The sequence below is a fragment of the Methylobacterium segetis genome (assembly GCF_004348265.1).
Classification (GTDB): Bacteria; Pseudomonadota; Alphaproteobacteria; order Rhizobiales; family Beijerinckiaceae; genus Methylobacterium; species Methylobacterium segetis.
Window position 1 is genome coordinate 35,387 of sequence record NZ_SMNT01000015.1, and the last position, 19,621, is coordinate 55,007.

General features: G+C 74.0%; 23 protein-coding genes. 9 read left to right on the forward strand and 14 right to left on the reverse strand.

The window, feature by feature from the left end; all coding sequences use genetic code 11:
- Window positions 1–154 precede the first annotated feature (154 nt).
- The 3 genes from E1J50_RS06065 (at window position 155) to E1J50_RS06075 (ending at window position 3,117) form a co-directional block, all read left to right on the forward strand.
- Window positions 155–910: a lysophospholipid acyltransferase family protein gene (locus E1J50_RS06065; RefSeq protein WP_132251506.1), complete on the forward strand. Its 756-nt coding sequence runs from the start codon at window positions 155–157 to the stop codon at window positions 908–910.
- Window positions 907–2,040, forward strand: coding sequence for a glycosyltransferase family 2 protein (locus E1J50_RS06070; RefSeq protein WP_207919155.1), 1,134 nt, complete (start codon window positions 907–909; stop codon window positions 2,038–2,040). The genes E1J50_RS06065 and E1J50_RS06070 overlap by 4 nt, the downstream gene beginning before the upstream one ends.
- A gap of 108 nt (window positions 2,041–2,148) precedes the next feature.
- Entirely contained in the window at window positions 2,149–3,117 is a 969-nt protein-coding gene (locus E1J50_RS06075; protein WP_132251425.1) for an MBL fold metallo-hydrolase, read from the forward strand.
- Between the two features lie 5 nt (window positions 3,118–3,122).
- Here E1J50_RS06075 and cutA read toward each other — a convergent pair whose 3' ends face one another.
- Window positions 3,123–3,452 (reverse strand): divalent-cation tolerance protein CutA, encoded by a 330-nt coding sequence (gene cutA / locus E1J50_RS06080; RefSeq protein ID WP_132251427.1) that lies wholly within the window; start codon window positions 3,450–3,452, stop codon window positions 3,123–3,125.
- A 77-nt stretch (window positions 3,453–3,529) separates the two neighbouring features.
- Here cutA and E1J50_RS06085 point away from each other — a divergent pair, with 77 nt between their 5' ends.
- Window positions 3,530–4,300 (forward strand): NAD kinase, encoded by a 771-nt coding sequence (locus tag E1J50_RS06085; protein ID WP_132251429.1) that lies wholly within the window; start codon window positions 3,530–3,532, stop codon window positions 4,298–4,300.
- A 9-nt stretch (window positions 4,301–4,309) separates the two neighbouring features.
- Here the strand turns inward: E1J50_RS06085 and E1J50_RS06090 are convergent, their stop codons facing one another.
- From E1J50_RS06090 to E1J50_RS06115, 6 genes are all read right to left on the reverse strand, one after another.
- Window positions 4,310–5,926: a DUF2336 domain-containing protein gene (locus tag E1J50_RS06090; RefSeq protein ID WP_132251431.1), complete on the reverse strand. Its 1,617-nt coding sequence runs from the start codon at window positions 5,924–5,926 to the stop codon at window positions 4,310–4,312.
- The gene (locus E1J50_RS06095) at window positions 5,923–7,071 is read right to left on the reverse strand and encodes a lytic transglycosylase domain-containing protein (protein ID WP_132251433.1); all 1,149 of its coding nucleotides are present in this window, start codon (window positions 7,069–7,071) and stop codon (window positions 5,923–5,925) included. The genes E1J50_RS06090 and E1J50_RS06095 overlap by 4 nt, the downstream gene beginning before the upstream one ends.
- A 282-nt stretch (window positions 7,072–7,353) precedes the next feature.
- Window positions 7,354–7,956 carry a flavin reductase family protein gene (locus E1J50_RS06100; protein ID WP_132251435.1) on the reverse strand — a complete coding sequence of 201 codons (603 nt, stop codon included), beginning with the start codon at window positions 7,954–7,956 and terminating at the stop codon, window positions 7,354–7,356.
- 57 nt (window positions 7,957–8,013) lie between these two features.
- A complete protein-coding gene (locus tag E1J50_RS06105; RefSeq protein ID WP_132251437.1) occupies window positions 8,014–8,964 on the reverse strand; it encodes a diguanylate cyclase domain-containing protein in 951 nt (316 codons plus the stop codon).
- Between the two features lie 96 nt (window positions 8,965–9,060).
- Window positions 9,061–9,483: a DUF1801 domain-containing protein gene (locus E1J50_RS06110; protein ID WP_132251439.1), complete on the reverse strand. Its 423-nt coding sequence runs from the start codon at window positions 9,481–9,483 to the stop codon at window positions 9,061–9,063.
- A 50-nt stretch (window positions 9,484–9,533) separates the two neighbouring features.
- Window positions 9,534–10,133, reverse strand: a complete 600-nt coding sequence (locus tag E1J50_RS06115) for a nitroreductase family protein (protein WP_132251441.1) — start codon at window positions 10,131–10,133, stop codon at window positions 9,534–9,536.
- 194 nt (window positions 10,134–10,327) lie between these two features.
- Between E1J50_RS06115 and E1J50_RS06120 the strand changes: the two genes are divergently transcribed.
- Entirely contained in the window at window positions 10,328–11,233 is a 906-nt protein-coding gene (locus E1J50_RS06120) for a hypothetical protein (protein WP_132251443.1), read from the forward strand.
- On the opposite strand, the gene E1J50_RS06125 is transcribed toward E1J50_RS06120, so the two are convergent.
- Complete coding sequence (locus tag E1J50_RS06125; RefSeq protein ID WP_132251445.1) at window positions 11,181–12,161, reverse strand: DMT family transporter; 981 nt, start codon at window positions 12,159–12,161, stop codon at window positions 11,181–11,183. The two genes, E1J50_RS06120 and E1J50_RS06125, sit on opposite strands and share 53 nt — an antisense overlap.
- Before the next feature lie 199 nt (window positions 12,162–12,360).
- Window positions 12,361–12,495, reverse strand: coding sequence for a hypothetical protein (locus E1J50_RS28315; RefSeq protein WP_281024547.1), 135 nt, complete (start codon window positions 12,493–12,495; stop codon window positions 12,361–12,363).
- A 108-nt stretch (window positions 12,496–12,603) separates the two neighbouring features.
- Here E1J50_RS28315 and E1J50_RS06130 point away from each other — a divergent pair, with 108 nt between their 5' ends.
- Window positions 12,604–13,998 (forward strand): aminotransferase-like domain-containing protein, encoded by a 1,395-nt coding sequence (locus E1J50_RS06130; RefSeq protein ID WP_132251447.1) that lies wholly within the window; start codon window positions 12,604–12,606, stop codon window positions 13,996–13,998.
- A gap of 9 nt (window positions 13,999–14,007) precedes the next feature.
- Here the strand turns inward: E1J50_RS06130 and E1J50_RS06135 are convergent, their stop codons facing one another.
- Genes E1J50_RS06135 through thrS form a run of 3 tightly spaced genes read right to left on the reverse strand, consistent with a single transcriptional unit; the run spans window position 14,008 to window position 16,757 of the window.
- Window positions 14,008–14,382, reverse strand: a complete 375-nt coding sequence (locus E1J50_RS06135; RefSeq protein WP_132251449.1) for a helix-turn-helix domain-containing protein — start codon at window positions 14,380–14,382, stop codon at window positions 14,008–14,010.
- 44 nt (window positions 14,383–14,426) lie between these two features.
- Window positions 14,427–14,681, reverse strand: coding sequence for a type II toxin-antitoxin system RelE family toxin (locus E1J50_RS06140; RefSeq protein WP_132251451.1), 255 nt, complete (start codon window positions 14,679–14,681; stop codon window positions 14,427–14,429).
- Window positions 14,682–14,729: 48 nt separating this feature from the next.
- Window positions 14,730–16,757 (reverse strand): threonine--tRNA ligase, encoded by a 2,028-nt coding sequence (thrS, locus tag E1J50_RS06145; RefSeq protein ID WP_132251453.1) that lies wholly within the window; start codon window positions 16,755–16,757, stop codon window positions 14,730–14,732.
- A 205-nt stretch (window positions 16,758–16,962) separates the two neighbouring features.
- Here thrS and E1J50_RS06150 point away from each other — a divergent pair, with 205 nt between their 5' ends.
- Both E1J50_RS06150 and E1J50_RS06155 read left to right on the forward strand, forming a co-directional pair.
- A complete protein-coding gene (locus E1J50_RS06150; RefSeq protein WP_132251455.1) occupies window positions 16,963–17,232 on the forward strand; it encodes a UPF0175 family protein in 270 nt (89 codons plus the stop codon).
- A 3-nt stretch (window positions 17,233–17,235) separates the two neighbouring features.
- Window positions 17,236–17,724 (forward strand): PIN domain-containing protein, encoded by a 489-nt coding sequence (locus tag E1J50_RS06155; RefSeq protein ID WP_132251458.1) that lies wholly within the window; start codon window positions 17,236–17,238, stop codon window positions 17,722–17,724.
- Here E1J50_RS06155 and yidD read toward each other — a convergent pair.
- On the reverse strand, window positions 17,696–18,049 hold the full coding sequence (gene yidD, locus E1J50_RS06160; protein WP_132251460.1) for a membrane protein insertion efficiency factor YidD: 354 nt from the start codon (window positions 18,047–18,049) through the stop codon (window positions 17,696–17,698). The two genes, E1J50_RS06155 and yidD, sit on opposite strands and share 29 nt — an antisense overlap.
- A 5-nt stretch (window positions 18,050–18,054) precedes the next feature.
- Window positions 18,055–18,513, reverse strand: coding sequence for an iron-sulfur cluster assembly scaffold protein (locus E1J50_RS06165; RefSeq protein ID WP_132251463.1), 459 nt, complete (start codon window positions 18,511–18,513; stop codon window positions 18,055–18,057).
- Window positions 18,514–18,822: 309 nt separating this feature from the next.
- Here E1J50_RS06165 and folE point away from each other — a divergent pair, with 309 nt between their 5' ends.
- Window positions 18,823–19,614, forward strand: coding sequence for a GTP cyclohydrolase I FolE (gene folE / locus E1J50_RS06170; RefSeq protein ID WP_483466571.1), 792 nt, complete (start codon window positions 18,823–18,825; stop codon window positions 19,612–19,614).
- The last annotated feature ends 7 nt before the right edge of the window (window positions 19,615–19,621 follow it).

Here is a 19,621-nt window from a genome sequence, read left to right on the forward strand (position 1 = left end):
CGTCCGTGAACCCGCCCGCCCCCGGCCGGTTGACCCGGAGGGCGGCGGAAAGCCCCGAGGCGAGAGCGTGCCCGACGCGTCGAACGAGTCCTGGAAGCCCGCGCGCCGCGGCGTCCCCGAGCCGGGGCCGGTCTCACCGCTCCTGTGGCGGTTCATGGTCGCGTATTTCGACCGGTTCCTGCGCCGTCACCTCAACGCCGTCCGCCTTGCCCGCTGGGGGCGGCCGGACGGCGCGGCGCATCCCGGCCCGATCGTCGTCTACTGCAACCATCCCGCTTGGTGGGACGCGGTCACCCTGATCCTGCTGGGCGCCCGCCTCTTCCCGGGGCGCATCCACCACGCCCCGTTCGATGCGGATGCGCTGGAGCGCTACGCCGTCTTCCGCCGCATGGGCGCCTTCGGCGTCGATCTCGACTCGCGCCGCGGCGCCGCGCAATTCCTCCGTGCCTCCCGGGCCATCCTCGGCCGGCCCGGGCGGATGCTGTGGATCACGGCGCAGGGGCGCTTCGCCGATGTCCGGGCCCGGCCGCTCGGCCTCCGTCCCGGCGTGGCGCGCCTGCCCGAGATCGCGCCCGACGCCCTCGTCCTGCCGCTCGCCCTCGAATACGCCTTCTGGGAGGAGCGGGGGGCCGAGGCCTTCGCGGCCTTCGGGACGCCGATCCCGGCCGCCGACCTCCTCGCCCTGCCTCGGCCCGCGCGCCTCGCCCGGCTCGAGGCCGATCTCGGCGCGACCCTCGACCGCCTGAGCGCCGACGTGATCGCCCGCGAGCCCGGGCGCTTCGTCGGCCTCGTCTCCGGTGCCAAGGGCGTCGGCGGCGTCTACGATTCCTGGCGCCGCCTCAGGGCGCTGATGGCCGGGCGCCGCTTCGACGCGGCCCACCGGGCGGCCGGCGAGGCGAAACGCCCATGATGCTCGCGCTCGCTCTGGTCGCCCTCGCCCTCGCGCTGCTCCCGGCAGCCCTCGCGGCGGCGAACCTCACCCTCCTGCGCACGCCGGATCCCGAGGCGGGAACTGGTCTCGTCTCGATCCTGATCCCCGCCCGCAACGAGGAGGGCAATATCGAGCAGACCGTGCGGGCGGCGCTCGCGAGCACGGAGGTGCCCGTCGAGGTTCTCGTCGGCGACGACCACTCGACCGACGGCACCGCCGCGCTGGTGCAGGCCATCGCGGCGGGCGATCCGCGCCTGCGCCTCCTGCCCGTTCCCGCCCTGCCCGAGGGCTGGACCGGCAAGAACCACGCCTGCGCGCACCTCGCCGAACGGGCCCGGGGCGAGCACCTCCTCTTCATCGACGCCGACGTGCGCCTGGAGCCCGACGCCGCGGCGGCGCTCGCCGCGCAGGCGCGGGCCACGGGCTCGGCGCTCGTCAGCGGCGTGCCGCGCCAGCGCATGGAGAGCCTCGGCGAGCGGCTGACCGTGCCCATGATCAACTTCCTGCTCGTCGGCTACCTCCCGGTGGCGATGATGCGCGCCTCGCTCCGCCCCGCCCTCGGCGCGGCCTGCGGCCAGCTCGTCCTCGTCGCGCGCGCGGCCTACCTGTCGGCGGGCGGGCACGGCGCCATCCGCTGGAGCCTGCACGACGGCGTGACGCTGCCCCGCCTGCTCCGGCGGGCCGGCCACCGCACCGATATCGTAGCCGGCCACGCGCTCGCCACCTGCCGGATGTACCGGGGCTTCGTGGAGGCCTGGGCCGGCTTCTCGAAGAACGCGCACGAGGGCATGGCGACGCCCCGCGCCCTGCCCGTCTGGACCCTGCTCCTGTTCGGCGGGCAGGTGCTGCCCTGGCTCCTCGTTCTGGCGGGCCTCGTCGGCCTCGTGCCCGGCACGGTGCTCGCCGTCGCCCTCGCCGCCCTCGTCGTGTCCCTCGCCACCCGCGCGGCGATCACGCTGATCGCGCACGAGCCCATGGCGACGATCCCGCTGCACCCGGCCGCCGTGCTGGTCGCGCTCGCCATCCAGTGGAACGTGCTCCTGCGGCGGGAGCGCGCCGGGGCGGCATCTTGGAAGGGGCGCCGCTACACGATCGGGGGCGCGCCGTGAGCCTTCGGCGCCGGCCTCCCGCGCCGGGGCGGTCCCTGCCCCGACCTTGATCCCGTGCCCGCCCGCGATAGCTCAGGCTCCGCTGCCGCACGCCCGAAGGACCGCGCCATGCCGATCGACCGCCGCACCGTCCTGGGGGCCGCGCCCCTGCTCCTCGCCGGCTCCGGCGCGGGCGCCGCCCCCGCGGCCGCCCCCGCCCAGGAGGCCGGCACGATCCCCGGCGTCTATCGCTACCAGCTCGGCGAGGCCACGGTGACGGCGCTCCACGAGGGCACGCTCGCGCGCCCGCTCGATGCGACCTTCATCCCCAACGCGCCGGTCGAGGCGGTGCGGGCCGCGATGGCGCGGGCCTTCATGCCGCCGGACCGGCTCGACATCACCTTCACGACGCTCCTGATCGAGGCCGGGGGCCACCGCATCCTCGTCGACACCGGATTTGCCGATAACGGGCCGCCCGGGACGGGGGGCACGCTGCGGGGCCTCGCGGCGGCGGGGATCGACCGGGCCTCGATCGACACCGTGGTGATGAGCCACTTCCACCTCGACCACGTGCTCGGCCTGCGCCTCAAGGACGGCAGCCTCACCTACCCCAACGCCGAGGTGCTGGTGCCCACGCCCGAATGGGCCTTCTGGATGGACGAGGGCATGGCCGCCCGCGCGCCCGAGCGCCTGCGCCCGAACGTCCAGGCGGTGACCCGGATCTTCGGCCCCGGCGGCCCGCGGATGACGCAGTACGCGTGGGACAAGGAGATCCGCCCCGGCCTCACCGCCCTGCCCGCCCCGGGCCACACGCCGGGCCACACGGTCTTCCTGCTCGAATCCGGCCCCGGCCGCCTGATGCTGATGTCGGACGTGACGAACCACCCGGCGCTGTTCGTGCGCCATCCCGACTGGTCGGCGGTGTTCGACATGGATGCCGATCAGGCCCGCGCCACCCGGCATCGCCTGCTCGACCGCGCGGCCGCGGACCGGGTGCAGGTCGCCTTCTACCACGCGCCCTTCCCGGCCACGGGACACGTCGCGAGGAGCGGCGAGGGCTACGAACTCGTGCCCGTGCAATGGGGCGCGCCGACCTGAGGCGCTCAGCCCGCGGCCAGCCCGGTCTCCCCGAGGATCCAGGCCAGCGTCCCGGAATCGGCCTCCGCCACCTCGAGATGCAGGACGATCGGCGTCTCGTAGGGATGGCGCGCCTTCAGGGCCTCGGCCAACGCGTCCCGGAGGCCGCTGCGGGTCTTCAGGACGGCGACGGCCTCCTCGCCCCGCTCCACCGCGCCCTTCCAGGCGTAGACCGAGCGCATCCCCGGGATCACGTTCACGCAGGCGGCGAGGCGGGCGCGCACCAGCTCCTCGCCGACCCGGAGCGCCGTCTCGGCATCGGGGAAGGTGGAGTAGACGAGGTGCGCACGCTCCATGCTATGGCTCTCCCGCATTGGTGCCGCGATGAGGCGCGCGCCGGGCTCCTGCGTCAACCGGGCGAATGGTGATCGGCATGTCGCGGCGTTTCCACCGCATCGCCTTCGTCGCGAGCCCCACGCCCGATGCGCGGGCCGCCGCCGCGGCCCTGATGCGGCGCTACGACCACGTGACGCCGGAGGATGCCGACGTCGTGGTGGCGCTCGGCGGCGACGGCCTGACCCTGCAGGTGCTGCACCGCTTCATGGATTCGGCCAAGCCGATCTACGGCATGAACCGGGGCACGGTCGGCTTCCTGATGAACGAGTTCCGGGAGGACGGCCTCCTGGAGCGGCTGGAGCGGGCCGAGCGCAGCGTGATCCATCCGCTCCTGATGGAGACGCGGGACACCGAGGGGCGCAGCCACCAGGCGCGGGCGATCAACGAGGTCTCGATGTTGCGCCAGACGCACCAGACGGCCAAGCTGAAGATCGCCGTGGACGGCCAGGTGCGCCTGCCGGAGCTGATCGCCGACGGGGTGCTGGTGGCGACGCCGGCCGGCTCGACCGCCTACAACCTCTCGGTCGGCGGGCCGATCCTGCCCCTCGACGCCCAGCTCCTGGCGCTGACGCCGATCTCCGCCTTCCGCCCCCGGCGCTGGAGCGGGGCGCTCCTGCCGAACTACGCCCGCATCCGCGTCGAGGTGCTGGATGCCGAGCACCGTCCCGTCGCGGCGGTGGCCGACCACACCGAGTTCCGCCGGGTCTGCACGGTGGAGACTTGGCTCGACCAGGCCACCGACCTCGTCCTCCTGCACGATCCCGGCCACAGCCTCGACGAGCGCATCCTGCGCGAGCAGTTCGGCTGAGGGCCTCCCTCAGGCCGCGAGCTTCATCCGCGCGCGGTCCTCGCGGTAGCTCGCGATGAGGGCGGCGGGGATCGTCTCCAGCACGGCCTCCGCCGCGGCCTCGGCCGTCTCGCGGTCGCGGGCCTCCGCCGTGCGGGCCTGCTCCTCGCGGAAGCTCGACAGGATGGCGTCGGGCAGGGCGTCGAGGATGGCGCTGACCGCCTCGGGCAGCGCGGCCGCCGAAGCCGCCTCGGCGGGACTGAGGTCGTCCCCGGACGCGGCCGCGATGGGCTCCGCCCCGAGGGCGGCGGCGCGGATCTCGATCGTGTCGGCCGACACGCGGGCCGGCTCGGGCAGCGGGGGGATGGCGGCGGGGTCCACCGCCTCGGCGTGCGTCGCCCTGGTTTCCGACACACCGGCTTCCGATACCCTGGCTTCCGACACCCTGGCTTGGGCCTCCTGCCATTCCGCCTCGACGCGGGCGGCTTCCAGGCGGGACGCCTCGCGGGCCTCGGCCTGCTCGGCGATGGCGCGGGCGACCGCGCGGGCCTCGTCGCGGGCGGCCTCGGCCTCGTAGCGGGCGAGCAGCGCCGTGACGGCCTGCATCTCGGAGAAGGGCATGTCCTCGCAGGCGGTCAGCGCCCGCTCGATCATGCGGCGGGACAGGCCGGCCCCGCTCAGGGAGGTCGCCCCCGTCTCCGCCTCGCGCCACGCCGAGAGGGCGGCGGAGAAGGCGGGCAGCAGGGCCTCCGGCAGCCCGGCCCGGAGATGGAGGCCGCCATAGCCCCGGGCGCTGCGCACGAGGCCCGCCACGCGGGCCCGGTCGAGCCCGGCGAGGTCGGCGAGCGCGGTCTCCGCGAAGGCCATCTGACCGGACAGGACGGCGCGCAGGACGAGACCGGCATTGAGCTGGCCGCTGGCGCGCAGGTGCTGGACGACGCGGGCGAGGGCCGCCGCGCCCGCGCCGGCGCAGAGTTCGAGCAGCGCGCGCTCGCGGGCCTCCCGGGTCATCCGCTCGCCCCGCTCCGGCGAGAGCCAGCCGCAGGCCGTGACGAAGCCGGACAGCGTCTCGGCGAGCCGCCCCGCCACCGCGTGGCGGACCTCGAGCGGCAGGTCGGCCCGGGCGAGCAGCGCCTCCCGGAGGGTGGCGTCGTCGCCGTGGCGGGCGACCATGCGCAGCAGCCGGCCGGTGGTGATCCGGGCGGTGGGGTTGGCGGCGAGCCGGGCGAGCGTCTCCGGGCCGCCGATCTCGGCCAGCGCCCCCGCCACCGCGTGGGTGAGGTGGTGGCGGCCGGCGATGACGCAGCGGACCGCCTCGCAGCCCATGGCGGCGGCGTCGACGAGGTCGGCGTCGGTGAGGATGGGCGAGCGGGCGAGGACGAGGGCGGCGATCTCGGGCTGGTCGGCGGCGAGCGTCACCACGAGGGGGCGCGGCGCCCGTGCCGAGGCGGCGCAGGCCTCGGCCAGCGCCCGGCGGACCAGGGGGGAGGCGTCGTCGAGGAGGGCCAGGATCGCGGTCTTGGCCTCCCAGGCCGCGTCGGGGCCGAGATTGCCGTAGAGGTAGGCCCGGGCCAGCGCCGAGGCGGCCTCGGCCCGGCGGCCGGCGGAATCGTGCTGCGTCCAGGCCAGGAACTGGCGGATCATCATGGGCCGCTCCGGATCATGAACAGGGAGAGGTCGAGGGGGGGCTTCGCCCGCGGCTTGGCGGCGGCTTGGGCAGTGGCTTGGCCGGCAGCCGGGCCGGAGAATTCGGCCGGCCGGCGCGGCGGCAGCGGCACGGTGATCGCGCCGGGAATCGCCCCCGGGATCGTGCCCGTGATCGCGATCTCGGCGGGCACCGATGCGATCACCTCTCGGGACCCGCCCGCGTTGTTCGCGATCATCGCGTCGGCGCCCGCATCGGAGCGCGGGAAGTAGGTCGGGGCCTTGCGCTCCGGGTCTCCCCCCGCCCGCTCCTGCCAGAGCCGGGCGACGCCCTCCGAGATCGCGCCCTGGCGCCGGTCGGTCTGGAACAGGCTGCGCAGGCCCCCGCCGTCGAGGGAGGCGTAGGCGGTGGCCCCCTGCGGCAGGGCGGTGAGGTCGCTGGCGGCCGGCGCCTTCGCGGCGGCCTGCGCCGCGGTGCCCTGGGCCGCGGCAGGCCCCGAGGCGAGCACGGCGTAGAGCTCGGAGGAACTGCGCGCCCGGCCCGTCCGGTCGTAGAACAGGCCCCGGTTGGCGGCGGCCGCCTCCGGCAGGTCGAGGGCGGCGGCCCGCGCCGGGAAGGTGTGGGCGTTGCCGATCAGCGTCGCCGCGCCCCGGGCGCCGAGGACGTGGGCGGCGTAGAGGTCGCCCGAGGTCGGCTCGCGGCCGAGCGCGCTGCCGAGCGCCTCGCGGTTCTTCTGCGTCAGCGCGCCGGCGAGCGTGGCGGCGACCTTCGGGTCGCGCCGCAGGTCGAGGATGGCCTGGCGCGCCTGCCCGTCGGCCACCGTGTAGGTGCCGTCGGACTTGGCCGTGATGGCGTCGGCATAGGTCCCGAGGCCGAGGCCGGGCCCCGCATTCTTCATCACTCCGAGCCAGGTCTGCTCGATGAACTGGAACAGCCCGGTCGCCGTCGAGGTGCCGGCCTTGGCCGAGGGGTCGAGGGCGGATTCCCGCTGGGCCGTGGCGAGCAGGTAGTCGAAGCCGACGCCGGTGCTCTGCGCTCCGTCGCGGATCGCCGCCACGACCTCGGCGGATCCGGCGCCCCGCGCAGCCGTCGCGGGCGCCGGGGCGGTCTCGCGGGTGCTGGCCGGGGGGGTGGTGAACAGGAACATGAGGACCCGATCGGGGCGCGCCGGAAGTCTGGCGGGCGCGGCGCGAAGGAGCCGGAACGCGCTCCCCTAGGAGCCTGATCCTGTTGCCGTCATGGTAAAGGAAGATTGAATGCGGCGCACGGAGACAGGTCCCGGTTCGGTCGCACCTCTCCCGTTCGGGAGAGGTCGAGTCGGCGCCAGCCGACCGGGTGAGGGGTTCAGGGTTGTCCGGGGAAGCCGCACCCCTCACCCCGGCCCTCTCCCGAACGGGAGAGGGGGCGCCGCGCGCCGTGCCGGGGTCCCCTACCCCCCGCCCTTCGGCCGGCGCATCTCGAAGCGGGTCTCGGGTGTCGCGGTGAAATAGTCGAAGTAGCCGGCCCGCATGATCGGGCGCATGGCGCCGGTGTCGACGCGGCCCTCCGCCACGAAGCGGTCGTCGATGTAGATCGAGACGACCTGCCCGATCACCAGGAAGTTCGCGGGCTCGCCCCCGCCGAGCGGCACCAGCGGCACGGTCTGCAGCCAGCGGCACTCGATCGCCGCGGGTGCTGCCGCCACCCGCGGCGGGCGCACCTTGCGCGACGGGGCGGTGGCGAGCCCGGCGAAGGCGAACTCGCTCTCGCCGCGGGGGAGCGGCGCCGAGGTGGCGTTGACCGCCTCGCGCAGGTCGAAGCTCGCGAGGTTGCAGACGAACTCGCCCCCCTCCTCCGCGAACGTCATGGCGTCCTTCCGGCCCGAGGAGGAGAAGGCCACCATGTCGTCGGCCACCGCGTTGAAGAACGAGTAGGGCGCGAGGTTGAGCGCGCCCTCGCGGCTCATGGCGCTGATCCAGCCGATCGGCCGCGGCGCCACGAGCGCCTTCAGCGGGTTGTGCGGCAGGGTGCGGGTCTCGGAATCGTAATGCATGGGCTCGCCGCGTCGCGGGATCGTCCGACGCTCAGATAGGCCGCCGCGCGCCCGCCGTCAGCCCGAGGCGGCGCGGATCTCGGCCTCGCCGAAGATCCGCACCGCGTTGCGGCCCGCGGCCTTGGCCGCGTAGAGGGCGGCGTCGGCCTCGGCGAACAGCTCCGCGCCGGGCGCCCGGTCCCGCCCCGGATCGAGGATCCGCGCCCCGATCGAGGCGCTGACCGCGAGGGCCGTCCCGTTCCAGGGGACGGGCCGGCACAGGGCGGCGGAGGCGCGGGCGAGCATCCGCAGGATCCGGCGCCGGCCGAGCGGCGCGCGCAGCAGCACGGCGAACTCGTCCCCGCCGATCCGCGCGACGAGCGCGGCGTCGGCGAAGGCGTGGCGCAGCCGCTCCGAAGCGGCGCGCAGGCAGGCATCCCCGGCCGCGTGGCCGAGCCCGTCGTTGATCGCCTTGAAGCGGTCGAGGTCGATCAGGACGAGGCCGGCGACGCCGCGATCCGGGCCCGCGGCCGCCGCCCGGCAGCGCGCGTCGAACGCCGCGCGGTTGGCGAGCCCGGTCAGGTGGTCGCGCTCGGCCCGGTGCCGCAGCCGCTCCAGCGCCTCCCGCTCGGCGGTGACGTCCTGCTTGTAGCCGTAGAGGCGCTCGGGGCGGCCCTCGGCGTCGCGGGCGAGCTCGGCCCCGATCCGGATCCAGCGCTCCTCGCCCCGCCGCGGGCGGATCAGGGCGTCGAGCACGAAGCCCCGCCCCGTCCGGATCGCCTCGGCGCGCAGGCGCTCCATCGCGCCCCGCGAGGCCTCCTCGTAGAGCCCGACGATCTCGGGCCGCCGCAGGGGCGCGCCCGCCCCCAGGCCGAACAGGTCGTAGACGCCCTCCGTCCAGGTCAGCCGCTCGGTGGCGAGGTCGCATTCCCAGGCGCCGAGCCGGGCGAGCCGCGCGGCCTCGGCGTGCAGCCGCGCCCGGAGCGGGTCCGGGCTGAGCGCCACGGCGGAGACCGGATCCTGCCCCATCCCGTGATCCCATCCTGGCGGCCGGTGGGCCGGTTGTGTGGTGGGGGAGGCTACGCGCGCCCCGTTAAGCGCCGGTTGCCGGAGAGGAAGACGGCCCTAGCCGCCCGCCCGTGACAGGTTGAGCGCCACGGCCGCGCGGATCAGGGCCGTGAAGGCCGCCTCGTCCAGCGCATCCGCCTCGCGGATGTCGATGGCCCGCCGGGTGCCGCCGTCCAGGCCGGCATTGAACAGGCCCGACGGGTCGGGGAGCGCGGCGCCCTTCGCGAAGGTGAGCTTCAGGGAGGTCTTGTAGGTCTCGCCGGTGCAGAGGAGCCCGGCCCGCTCCCAGACGGGCACCCCCAGCATGGCGTTCGAGGGCTTTCGCCACTTCACGGCCTCGGCGATCGCGGGGTCGGCCTGCCGGATCCAGTGCCGGATCCGGGCGAGCCGCGGGCCCCGCCAATCGCCGAGGGCGGCGATGCGCGCGTCGATCAAGGGGGCGGGATCGTCCGCCCCGAGCCCGGTCCGAGCCTCGTTCATCCGGTTCCCCCGCTCGGTTCACGCTCCGTCGCGCCGGGTTCGGCCGCCCTTCAGAGCCGCGTGACGATCTCGGCGAGGTCCGGCCGGGGCCGGTCGGCCGGGCGCTCGGTCGAGCGGCCGACATGCACGAAGCCGGCGAGGCGCTCGCGCGGGTCGAGGCCGAGCGCGTCGAGCACCCGTCGGTCGTAGGCGTACCACTCGGTGAGCCAGGCGGTGGCGAAGCCCGAGGCGTTGGCCGCGAGGCAGAGGTTCATGGTGGCCGCTCCCGCCGAGAGCACCTGCTCCCATTCCGGGATCTTGGCGTGGGGGCCGGCGCGGGAGACCACGGCGACGACGAGGGGGGCCTGGGCGAGGCGCCCGCGCTCCAGCGCGAGGCGGTCGGCCTCCGCCTCCGGGTGGTCGGCCCGGTAGGCCGCCTCGATCACCGCGCCGATCCGCTCGCGCGCCTCCCCCTCGATGACGATGAAGCGCCAGGGTGCGAGCTTGCCGTGGTCGGGCACCCGCGAGGCGATCCGCAGGATCGCGTCGAGGCTCCCCGCGTCCGGTCCCGGCCCTTCGAGGCGGATCGGCGGGACGGAGCGGCGGGCGCCGAGGAAGGCCAAGGTTGCGGGCGAGGTTTCGGGCAAGGTTTCGGGCAAGGTTTCGGGCATGGGCATTCATCACGGGCGTGAAGGGGGGCGGCCAGGGGCATCGACGGCCGCGCCGGCGGCGTGCGAGAGTCCGGGCTGGCCATCACGCCGCCACGGTCGGCGTTCAAGGCAGCCCTAACTGGCCTTCGCGCGGCCGTTTGGCAATCGGCGCGGACGGCGTGCCCGGGCCGGCCCGGGATGTGGGAGTGGGTGGAATGGTGCGTCGGACGGTCTGGCTCGCGGTCGCGGCGGCGCTCCTGCCGGTCCCTGCGCAGGCGCAGAGCCCGTTCGGCCCCGGCCTCGGCCCGAACCTGCCCTCCCCCTCGATCACCGAGCCCGGCCTGCCGAGCCCGTCGATCGGCGGCGAGGAGGCGGCGCTGGCGCTCTCGGCGGTGCTCGGGGGCGGCGAGCGCAAGCTCGCCTCCGGTCTCGCCTGGCGGGTCTACGAGGACCGCAGCGACGGCGTGAAGCCGGCCATCGTCGCCCGCTCGAGCGAGGCCGAGCCGAGCCTGCGCCTCCCGGCGGGCGCCTACGTCGTCACCGTCACCTACGGCTTCGCCAGCGCCTCGAAGAAGGTGGTGATGTCCGGCCAGCCGCAATCCGAGCGGCTCAGGGTGAATGCGGGCGCGCTCAAGCTCTCCGGCGCCATCGGCGACACCCGGATCCCGCCGGGGCAGATCGCCTTCTCGGTATTCGTGCCGATCGGGACGAACTCGGAGGGGCGCCTCGTGCGCAGCGGCGTCAAGGCGGGCGAGCTGCTGCGCCTGCCCGAGGGCACCTACCACGTGGTCTCGACCTACGGCGAATCGAACGCGATCCAGCGGGCCGACCTCAAGGTCGAGAACGGCCGCGTCACCGACGCGACCCTCAACCACCGGGCCGCCACCGTGACCCTGAAGCTCGTGGCGAGCGCGGGCGCCGAGGCCTTCGCCGGCACCGCCTTCAGCGTGCTGACGCCGGGCGGCGACACGATCCGCGAGGCGATCGGCGCCTTCCCGCAGGTCACGCTCGCCGAGGGCGACTACGTGCTGATCGCCCGCCACGACGGGCAGGTCTACACCCGCGAGTTCAAGGTCGAGAGCGGGATGGACCGGGACGTCGAGGTTCTGGCCAAATCCTGAGGCGCGCCGCGCCGGGCCGGTCCCTGAGGCGCGGCGCGCCGGGCCGGGCGAAGAGCCGGGCGCCCGCGACGCAGGCGGCGACCGCGGCGGCCGCGACCAGCATCCGCTCCTCGACCGCCTCGCCGAGGAGGAGGGCCGCGAGGCCGAGCCCGAGGAAGGGCTGCAGCAATTGCAGCTGGCTCACCGCCGCGATGCCGCCCCGCGCCAGCGCCCGGTACCAAAACACGAAGCCGATCAGCATGCTGAACAGCGCCACGTAGGCGAGCGCCGCCCAGGCCGGCGCCCCGACCGCGCCGGGATCGGCGGGCCGCCAGAGCAGCGCCAGCGGCAGGGTGAGGGGCAGCGACAGGAGCGCGGCCCAGGCGATGACCTGCCAGCCGCCGAGCCGCCGGGCCAGCACCCCGCCCTCCGCGTAGCCGAGGCCGCAGACGAGGATCGCGGCGAGCATCAGCCCGTCCCCGGCAAGGGAGGGCGCCGCACCCCCCTTCGCCGCGAAGGCGACCGTGGCCGCGCTGCCGAGGCCGGAGAACAGCCAGAAGAGCGGCGCCGGCCGCTCCCCCGCCCGCCACGCGCCGAACAGGGCGGTGGCGAGCGGCAGCAGCCCGACGAAGATCGCCGCATGCGCGGCCGTGACATGGGCCAGCGCCAGCGCGGTGAGCAGGGGAAAGCCGATCACCACCCCGAGGGCGACGAGGGCGAGGCCGGCGAGGTCGGCGCGGCCGGGCCGGCTCTGCCGGAGCAGGAGGAGCGCCGCCGCGGCCAGGATTCCGGCGATCGCCGCGCGGGCGGCCGTGAGGAACAGGGGATCGAGATCGGCGATGGCGAGCCGGGTCGCGGGCAGCGAGCCGCTGAAGATCGCGACGCCGATCAGCCCGTCCGCGAGGGCGCGGGGCGAGCCCGTGCGAGGGGTGGTGGCCTTCTGGGACATCGGAGTGGGGATTCTTCTTGGGGCCTGGCGAGAGGGGCCGGGGGTAGGATCGGGCAGGATGCGCGGGCCCCCTCTCCCGTTCGGGAGAGGGACGGGATGCGCGGGCCCCCTCTCCCGTTCGGGAGAGGACGGGGTGCGCGGCCCCCCTCTCCCGTTCGGGAGAGGGACGGGGTGAGGGGTGCGCCCTCTCCGGAGGGGCTCAGGCGCCGACAAGGATCAGGATCAGGGCGAGGCCGAGCGCGCCCGCCACGAGTGCGAGGTCGTTGAGCCTCCCCGCGAGGCCCCGCCCCTCCGGGCTTTGCCTCCGCGGCGTGTCGCAGCATCTCTCCGCCATCGCGGCCTCCTTACCGTCATTCGGGCAGGATGCGTCGGCGCGGGCTTCCGCGACAGGGACGGTAGCAGTACAATCGGACCGAACTGTCCTGAATGGCGAGCAGTACGGATGGCGGACGCAAGCCTGAACATCGACGGGACCCGGGTCGGCGCCGTGATGGCGGCGATCGAGGGGCGGATCGCCGGCCGCGTGCTCGGCCCGGGCGCCCGCCTGCCCTCGATCCGCGCCTTCGCCGAGACGATGGGCGTCTCGAAATCCACCGTCGTGGAGGCCTACGAGCGGCTGGGTGCCGAAGGCGCCATCGTCTCGCGGCCGGGCTCCGGCTTCTACGTCGCGGGCCGGCCCGAGCCCCTGAGCCTCGCGGCGATCGGGCCGCGGCTCGACCGGGCGGTGGACCCGCTCTGGATCGCTCGGCAATCCCTGGAGACCGGCCCCGCCCTCTTGAAGCCCGGCTGCGGCTGGCTGCCGGCCGAGTGGATGCCGGACGGGAGCCTGCGCCGGGCGCTGCGCCAGCTCGCCCGCGACGCGGGCGATCGGCTCGCCTCCTACGACACGCCGCTCGGGCACGCGGGCTTGCGCGGGCTCGTCGCCCGGCGGCTCAACGACCGGGGCATCCCGGCCCATCCGGACGCGCTCGTGCTGACCGATTCGGCGACCCAGGCCCTCGACCTGATCTGCCGCTTCCTCGTCGAGCCGGGCGACGCCGTGCTCGTCGACGACCCCTGCTACTTCAACTTCCACGCCCTGCTGCGGGCGCACCGCGTCCGCGTCGTCGGCGTGCCCTTCGGGGCGAATGGGCCGGACCTCACGGCGCTCGCCCGCGCGCTCGCCGAGCACCGGCCGCGCTTCTACCTGACGAATTCCGGCCTCCACAATCCGACGGGCGCCACGGTCGGCCCCGCCACCGTGCACCGGGTGCTCAAGCTCGCCGAGGCGCACGACACCCTGATCGTCGAGGACGACATCTACGCCGATTTCGAGCCGGAGCCCGGCCCGCGGCTCGCCGGCTTCGACGGGCTGGAGCGGGTGATCCATATCGGCGGCTTCTCGAAGACCCTGTCGGCGGCGGCCCGGACCGGCGTGATCGCCCTGCGGCCGGACTGGGTCGAGCGGCTCGTCGACCTCAAGCTCGCGGTGAGCCTCGGCAACGGCAACCTCGCGGCGGACCTCGTCCACCGCACCCTCAGCGACGGCTCCTACCGCCGCTACCTCGACGGGATGCGCGCCCGCCTCGCCGAGGCGCGGGGCGCGGCGCTGAAGCGGCTGTCCGCGCTCGGGATCTCGGTGCCGCACGTGCCGGCCGCGGGCATGTTCCTCTGGGCCCGCCTGCCCGGCGGCCTCGACGCGGCCGAGATGGCCCGGCGGGCGCTCCAGGCCGGCGTGGTGCTGGCGCCGGGTCCCGTCTTCAGCGCCTCGGGCGATGCCGCCGACCGCCTGCGCTTCAACGTGGCCCAGTGCGGCGACCGGCGCGTGTTCGAGGTGCTGGCCCGGGCGATGGGGTGAGGCGGGCCCTCAGCCGGCGATATCGTCGAGCGTCACCGACAGGGCGTCGGCGATCCGGCGCAGGGTGTCGAGCCGGCCCTCGCGCCGGCCCGCCTCGATCTGGGAGAGATAGGCCTGCGCGATCCCGGCCCGCTCCGCCAGGGCACCGACGCCGAGGCCGCGATGCTCGCGCCAGACCCGGATGCGGTTCTCGCCCGCGAGCAGGCGTTCGACCACGGAAGCCGGCACCAGCTCCTCCTCGCCCCGGGCGAGGCGCTGCCGGAAGGTCTCGACGGCGGCTCCGTCGGCCGCGTCCTCGGCGGCCTCGACGAGGGCGGCGTACTCCGCCTCGGGCAGAACCACGAGGCGTTCGCCCGAGGGACTCACGATCACCTGCGCGCCCATGCGCCCACCCTCCCTAGCCCGCGCGAAACGCCGCCCCGGCAGCCTCAATCGTAGGCATTTCCGCGCGCGGCGATCCGGATGATCGCGACGACGGCACCGTCCTCGCTCAGGATCACGCGCCCGTCGCCGACGCGCAGCCGGCGGATGCCGGGTTGCCCCTTCAAGGCCTTCACGTTGTTGCCGAGCGCGCCGGAATCCGCGGCGTAGAGCGCGATCTTCGATCGGATCAGGGCCGCGGTGTTCGCCGGCAGGCGCAGCAGCGTCCTGAGGGCATCCCTGCTGTACGTGATGTCCCTCATGACGAGCCGAATATAGCATTTCGCTATATTCGGCTCAAGCGCTTCGCTCTACGGCGCCGGCTGCACCCCATGGTGGGAATCGAGCACCGCCTCCGTGCTCGGATGCGTCTCGGCCACGGCGTCCGCCCGGGCGAGGTCCGGCGAGGTCGCCTCGCGGGCGAGCGCGGCCAGCGCCTCGTCGAGGGGCAGGGTGCGGGTCTGCTGGCTGCCGAGGCGCCGGATCGAGACCGTGCGCTCCTCCGCCTCGCGCCGGCCGAGCGCCAGCAGCACCGGCACCTTGGCGAGCGAGTGCTCGCGGACCTTGTAGTTGATCTTCTCGTTGCGCAGATCCGCCGCGACCCGGAGTCCCGCCCGCTCCAGCACCCGCACCACCTCGGCCGCGTAAGGGTCGGCCTCGCCGGTGATGGTGGCGACCACCACCTGCACGGGCGCGAGCCAGAGCGGGAAATGGCCGGCGAAATGCTCGATCAGGATGCCGGTGAAGCGCTCCATCGAGCCGCAGATGGCGCGGTGGATCATCACCGGAATCTTCTTCTGGCTGTCGGCGTCGACGTAGAAGGCGCCGAACCGCTCGGGCAGGTTGAAATCCACCTGCGTCGTCCCGCACTGCCAGTCGCGGCCGATCGCGTCGCGCAGCACGTACTCGAATTTCGGCCCGTAGAAGGCGCCCTCGCCCGGGTTGACCGACGTCCTGATGCGCCCGCCCGACTGCTCCTCGATCTGGGCGAGGACGCGCGTCATCACGGCTTCCGCGTGGTCCCAGAGCGCGTCCGAGCCGACCCGCTTCTCGGGGCGCGTCGAGAGCTTCACGACGATCTCGTCGAAGCCGAAATCCGCGTAGGTCGAGAGGATCAGGTCGTTGATCTTCAGGCACTCGGCGGCGAGCTGGTCCTCGGTGCAGAAGATGTGCGCGTCGTCCTGCGTGAAGCCGCGCACCCGCATCAGCCCGTGCATGGCGCCGGAGGGCTCGTAGCGGTGCACGACGCCGAATTCCGCCATGCGCAGAGGCAGATCGCGGTAGGATTTCAGGCCGTGCTTGAAGATCTGCACGTGGCCCGGGCAGTTCATGGGCTTGAGCGCGAACCAGCGCTTGTCCTCGGCCTCCTCGCCGGCGGATTGGGCCGCGAACATGTTCTCCCGGTACCAGCCCCAGTGGCCCGAGGTCTCCCACAGCGCCTTGTCGAGGATCTGGGGGGCGTTCACCTCCGAATAGTCGCCCTTGAGGCGGCGGCGCATGTAGGCGATCAGCTCCTGGAAGATCGTCCAGCCCTTCGGGTGCCAGAAGACGACGCCCGGCCCCTCCTCCTGGAAGTGGAACAGGTCCATCTCGCGCCCCAGGCGGCGATGGTCGCGCCGCTCGGCCTCCTCCAGCCGGTGCAGGTAGGCGTCGAGATCGGCCTGCGAGGCCCAGGCGGTGCCGTAGATGCGCGTCAGCATCGGGTTGTTCGAATCGCCCCGCCAGTAGGCGCCCGCGACCTTCATCAGCTTGAAGGCGGCCCCGACCTTGCCGGTCGAGGTCATGTGGGGGCCGCGGCAGAGGTCGAACCACGCGCCCTGGCGGTAGACCTTCAGGTCCTCGCCCGGCGGGATCGCGTCGACGAGCTCGACCTTGAAGGCCTCGCCCCTGTCGGCGAAGAGCGCGCGCACGTCGTCGCGCGTCCAGACCTCCTTGGTGAAGGGGGCGTCGCGCGCGATGATCTCACGCATCTTGGCCTCGATCTTCGGGAAGTCCTCCGGCGTGAAGGGCTCGGCCCGCGCGAAATCGTAGTAGAAGCCGTTCTCGATGACGGGGCCGATCGTGACCTGCGTCTCCGGCCAGAGCGCCTGCACGGCCTCGGCGAGGACGTGGGCGCAATCGTGCCGGATCAGCTCCAGGGCGCGGGGATCGGTTCGGTCGAGGAACTCGATCCGGGCGTCGGCCTCGATGCTGTCGTCGAGGTCGCGCACGGCTCCATCGAGGGCCATGGCGACGGTGCGCTTGGCGAGCGACTTGGCGATGCCCTCGACGACGCTGCGGCCGGTCACCGCGCCGTCATAGGCGCGCGTGTTGCCATCGGGAAAGGTCAGGACGGGCATCGGGTCGCGTCTCCTTGGCTCACTCCTGCGAACGAGGCAGGTAAGCGGGGGTTGTGATGGGCGGCGCGTGGCGCGGCGGAGGGGGTGTAGACCGATTTCGCGGGACAGGAAAAGCAGAGGGTCGCTGTTTCCGCCGTCGCGCAGCCTCCGCAGGGGCGTGGCGCCGTGCTATGCTGACATCACCACAAGGAACGGCGCGCACGGCGTGAACATCACTCTTCCGATCCCGGACGACCTCGCCCGGAAGCTGACCGAATCCGACGCGCGCCAACTGTCGCGGCGTGCCCTCGAAGCCTTCGGCCTCGAAGAGTTCAGGGCCGGCCGCCTGACCGCGCCCGAACTGCGCCGGATGCTCGGGATCGAGACCCGCTACGGCCTCGACGGCTTCCTCAAGGCTCACGGCGTGTTCCTCGATTACGGAATCGAGGACCTGGAGCAGGATCGGCGCGACCTCGAGCGGGCCGGCTTAGTTTAGGCGGTGCCGGTCGTCGCCGACACGAGCCCGCTCAACTACCTCGTCCTGATCGGCCGGATCGATATCCTGCCAAGCCTGTTCGACACGGTCCTCGTGCCGGAGACGGTCCGTCGGGAGCTCGACCGGCCGGAAACGCCCGACATGGTCCGTGCCTGGCTCGCGTCGGCGCCCCCCTGGCTCCGCGTGCATCCGGACGCGGCTGTCGGCGAGGAGCCGGCCCTGCCGGCGTTGGATGAAGGCGAACGCGAGGCGATCCTCCTCGGACGGAGCCTCTGCGCGGACCTCATCATCATGGACGATCGGGCCGGCGTCGCGGCAGCCCGGGCCGAAGGCTTCGCGGTCGTCGGGACGCTCGGCCTCATCGAACTCGCGGGCGGCCGCGGCCTGATGGATCTGCCCGAGGCCGTCGCGCGTCTGCGCGCCACTCATTTCCGCTGCCGCCCCGAGCTTCTGGATGCTCTGCTCACCCGGCACCGGCAGCGCGTCGGGTGACGGCCGGCCCCTCCTCCACCGCCTCGCAGGCGAAGGGCGACGGGGGCGCGTTGACGCCGCGCCAGCGGCCGTAGGCCCAGGGGGTCCAGGGGCGGGCCCGCGGCGGCAGGGCCTCCGGCACGAGGTCGATGCCGTGGGTGCCGAAGGGGCCGCAGCGGCAGATCCGGGACAGGCCCATCCAGCCCCCGGCCCAGAGCCCGTGGCGCTGGATCGCCTCGTCGGTGTAGGCCGAGCAGGAGGGCCAGTGGCGGCATTGGCGGCCGGCGAGGCCCGACAGGGTGAGCTGGTAGCCCCGGATCGCGAGATGGGCGAGGCGGCGCAGCACCTGCCCTACTCCGCCGCCTCGCGCGAGGCCGCCCCCCGGGCGGCGATCTGGTCGAGGGCGTCGACCACCGCGTCGAAGGTCAGGAGCGTCGAGGCGTGGCGCGCCTTGAAGTCGCGCACGGGCTCCAGCACCGCGAGGTCCGCCCAGGCGCCCGAGGGCACGGGGCCGTTCTCCTTGAGCATGGCGCGCATGGTGGCGCGAATCGCCCGCAGCTCGTCCGGGCTGGCGCCGACCACGTGCCGGGCCATCAGCGAGGAGGAGGCCTGGCCGAGCGCGCAGGCCCGCACCTCGTGGGCGAAGTCGGCCACCGTGCCGTCGGGGGCGAGGGCGAGGTCGACCGTCACGGTCGAGCCGCAGAGCTTCGAGTGGGCGCTCGCCGTCGCGTCCGGCGATTCGAGGCGCCCGAGCCGGGGAATGTCGGCGGCGAGTTCGAGGATGCGGCGGTTGTAGATGTCGTCGAGCATGGGAGCGGGGTCCTGCCGGGCTGCGCGGAGCCCGCGACGGGAACGTGCGGGAGCGGACGCTCGCCTCGGTGGTCAGATGCGCGGCCCGCGCATTGCGCGATCGGGCGAGAACGACGATATAGGCGCAATCGTGCCGTTTCGCGAGGAGGCGGCTCCGTCGACCCGGGTCGCGCCCACGGCTTCGGAACCCGTTCTCCCTCAGGGCGCTGGTTTGGGCAGACGCTCCCAGACCCGAGACGGTTCGACGCGATGTACGCAAAGCCGGACAGCACCACGATGACGGCCCGTGTGGCGCGGGCGGGAGATGCCATGGATGCCGCTCTCAAATCCCTCTCCTACCCGACCGCCGACGGGAACCTGCCCGAGGGCGTCCGGGATCTGAACGGCATGCGCAACGACAACGCTCCGACCCTCGTCCCCGCCCCTGTCTCCGCGGCACCTGTCTCGGCCGCGCCCTTGCCCGTGCGCCCGGTCGAGGTGGCGCCGCAGCCGCCCTCCGCGCAGCGGGTGCCGGACGAGATCGCGCTCGGCCGCCCGAGCCGCGAGGAGGCGGAGGCCGCCGTCCGCACGCTGCTGCGCTGGGCCGGCGACGACCCGACCCGCGAGGGCCTCATCGACACCCCCGCCCGCGTCGTGAAGGCCTACGACCAGCTCTTCGGCGGCTACCGGCAGGATGCCGACGCGCTGCTCGAGCGCGTCTTCGAGGAGGTCGAGGGCTATTCCGACGTCGTGCTCGTGCGCGACATCCCGTTCTACTCCCATTGCGAGCACCACATGGTGCCGTTCATGGGCCTCGCCCACATCGCCTACTACCCGACGAAGGGCGTGGTCGGGCTCTCCAAGCTCGCCCGCGTGGTCGACACCTTCGCCCGCCGCCTGCAGACGCAGGAGACGATGACGGCCCAGATCGCCGACGTGATCGAGAGCATCCTCAAGCCCCGGGGCGTGGCCGTGATGGTCGAGGCCGAGCATCTCTGCATGGCGATGCGCGGGGTGCAGAAGGCCGGCGTCTCGACGATCACCACCCAGTTCAAGGGCGTCTTCAAGGCGGACCCGAACGAGCAGGTCCGCTTCCTCACCCTCGTGCGCAACAAGGGCTGAGCGCGCC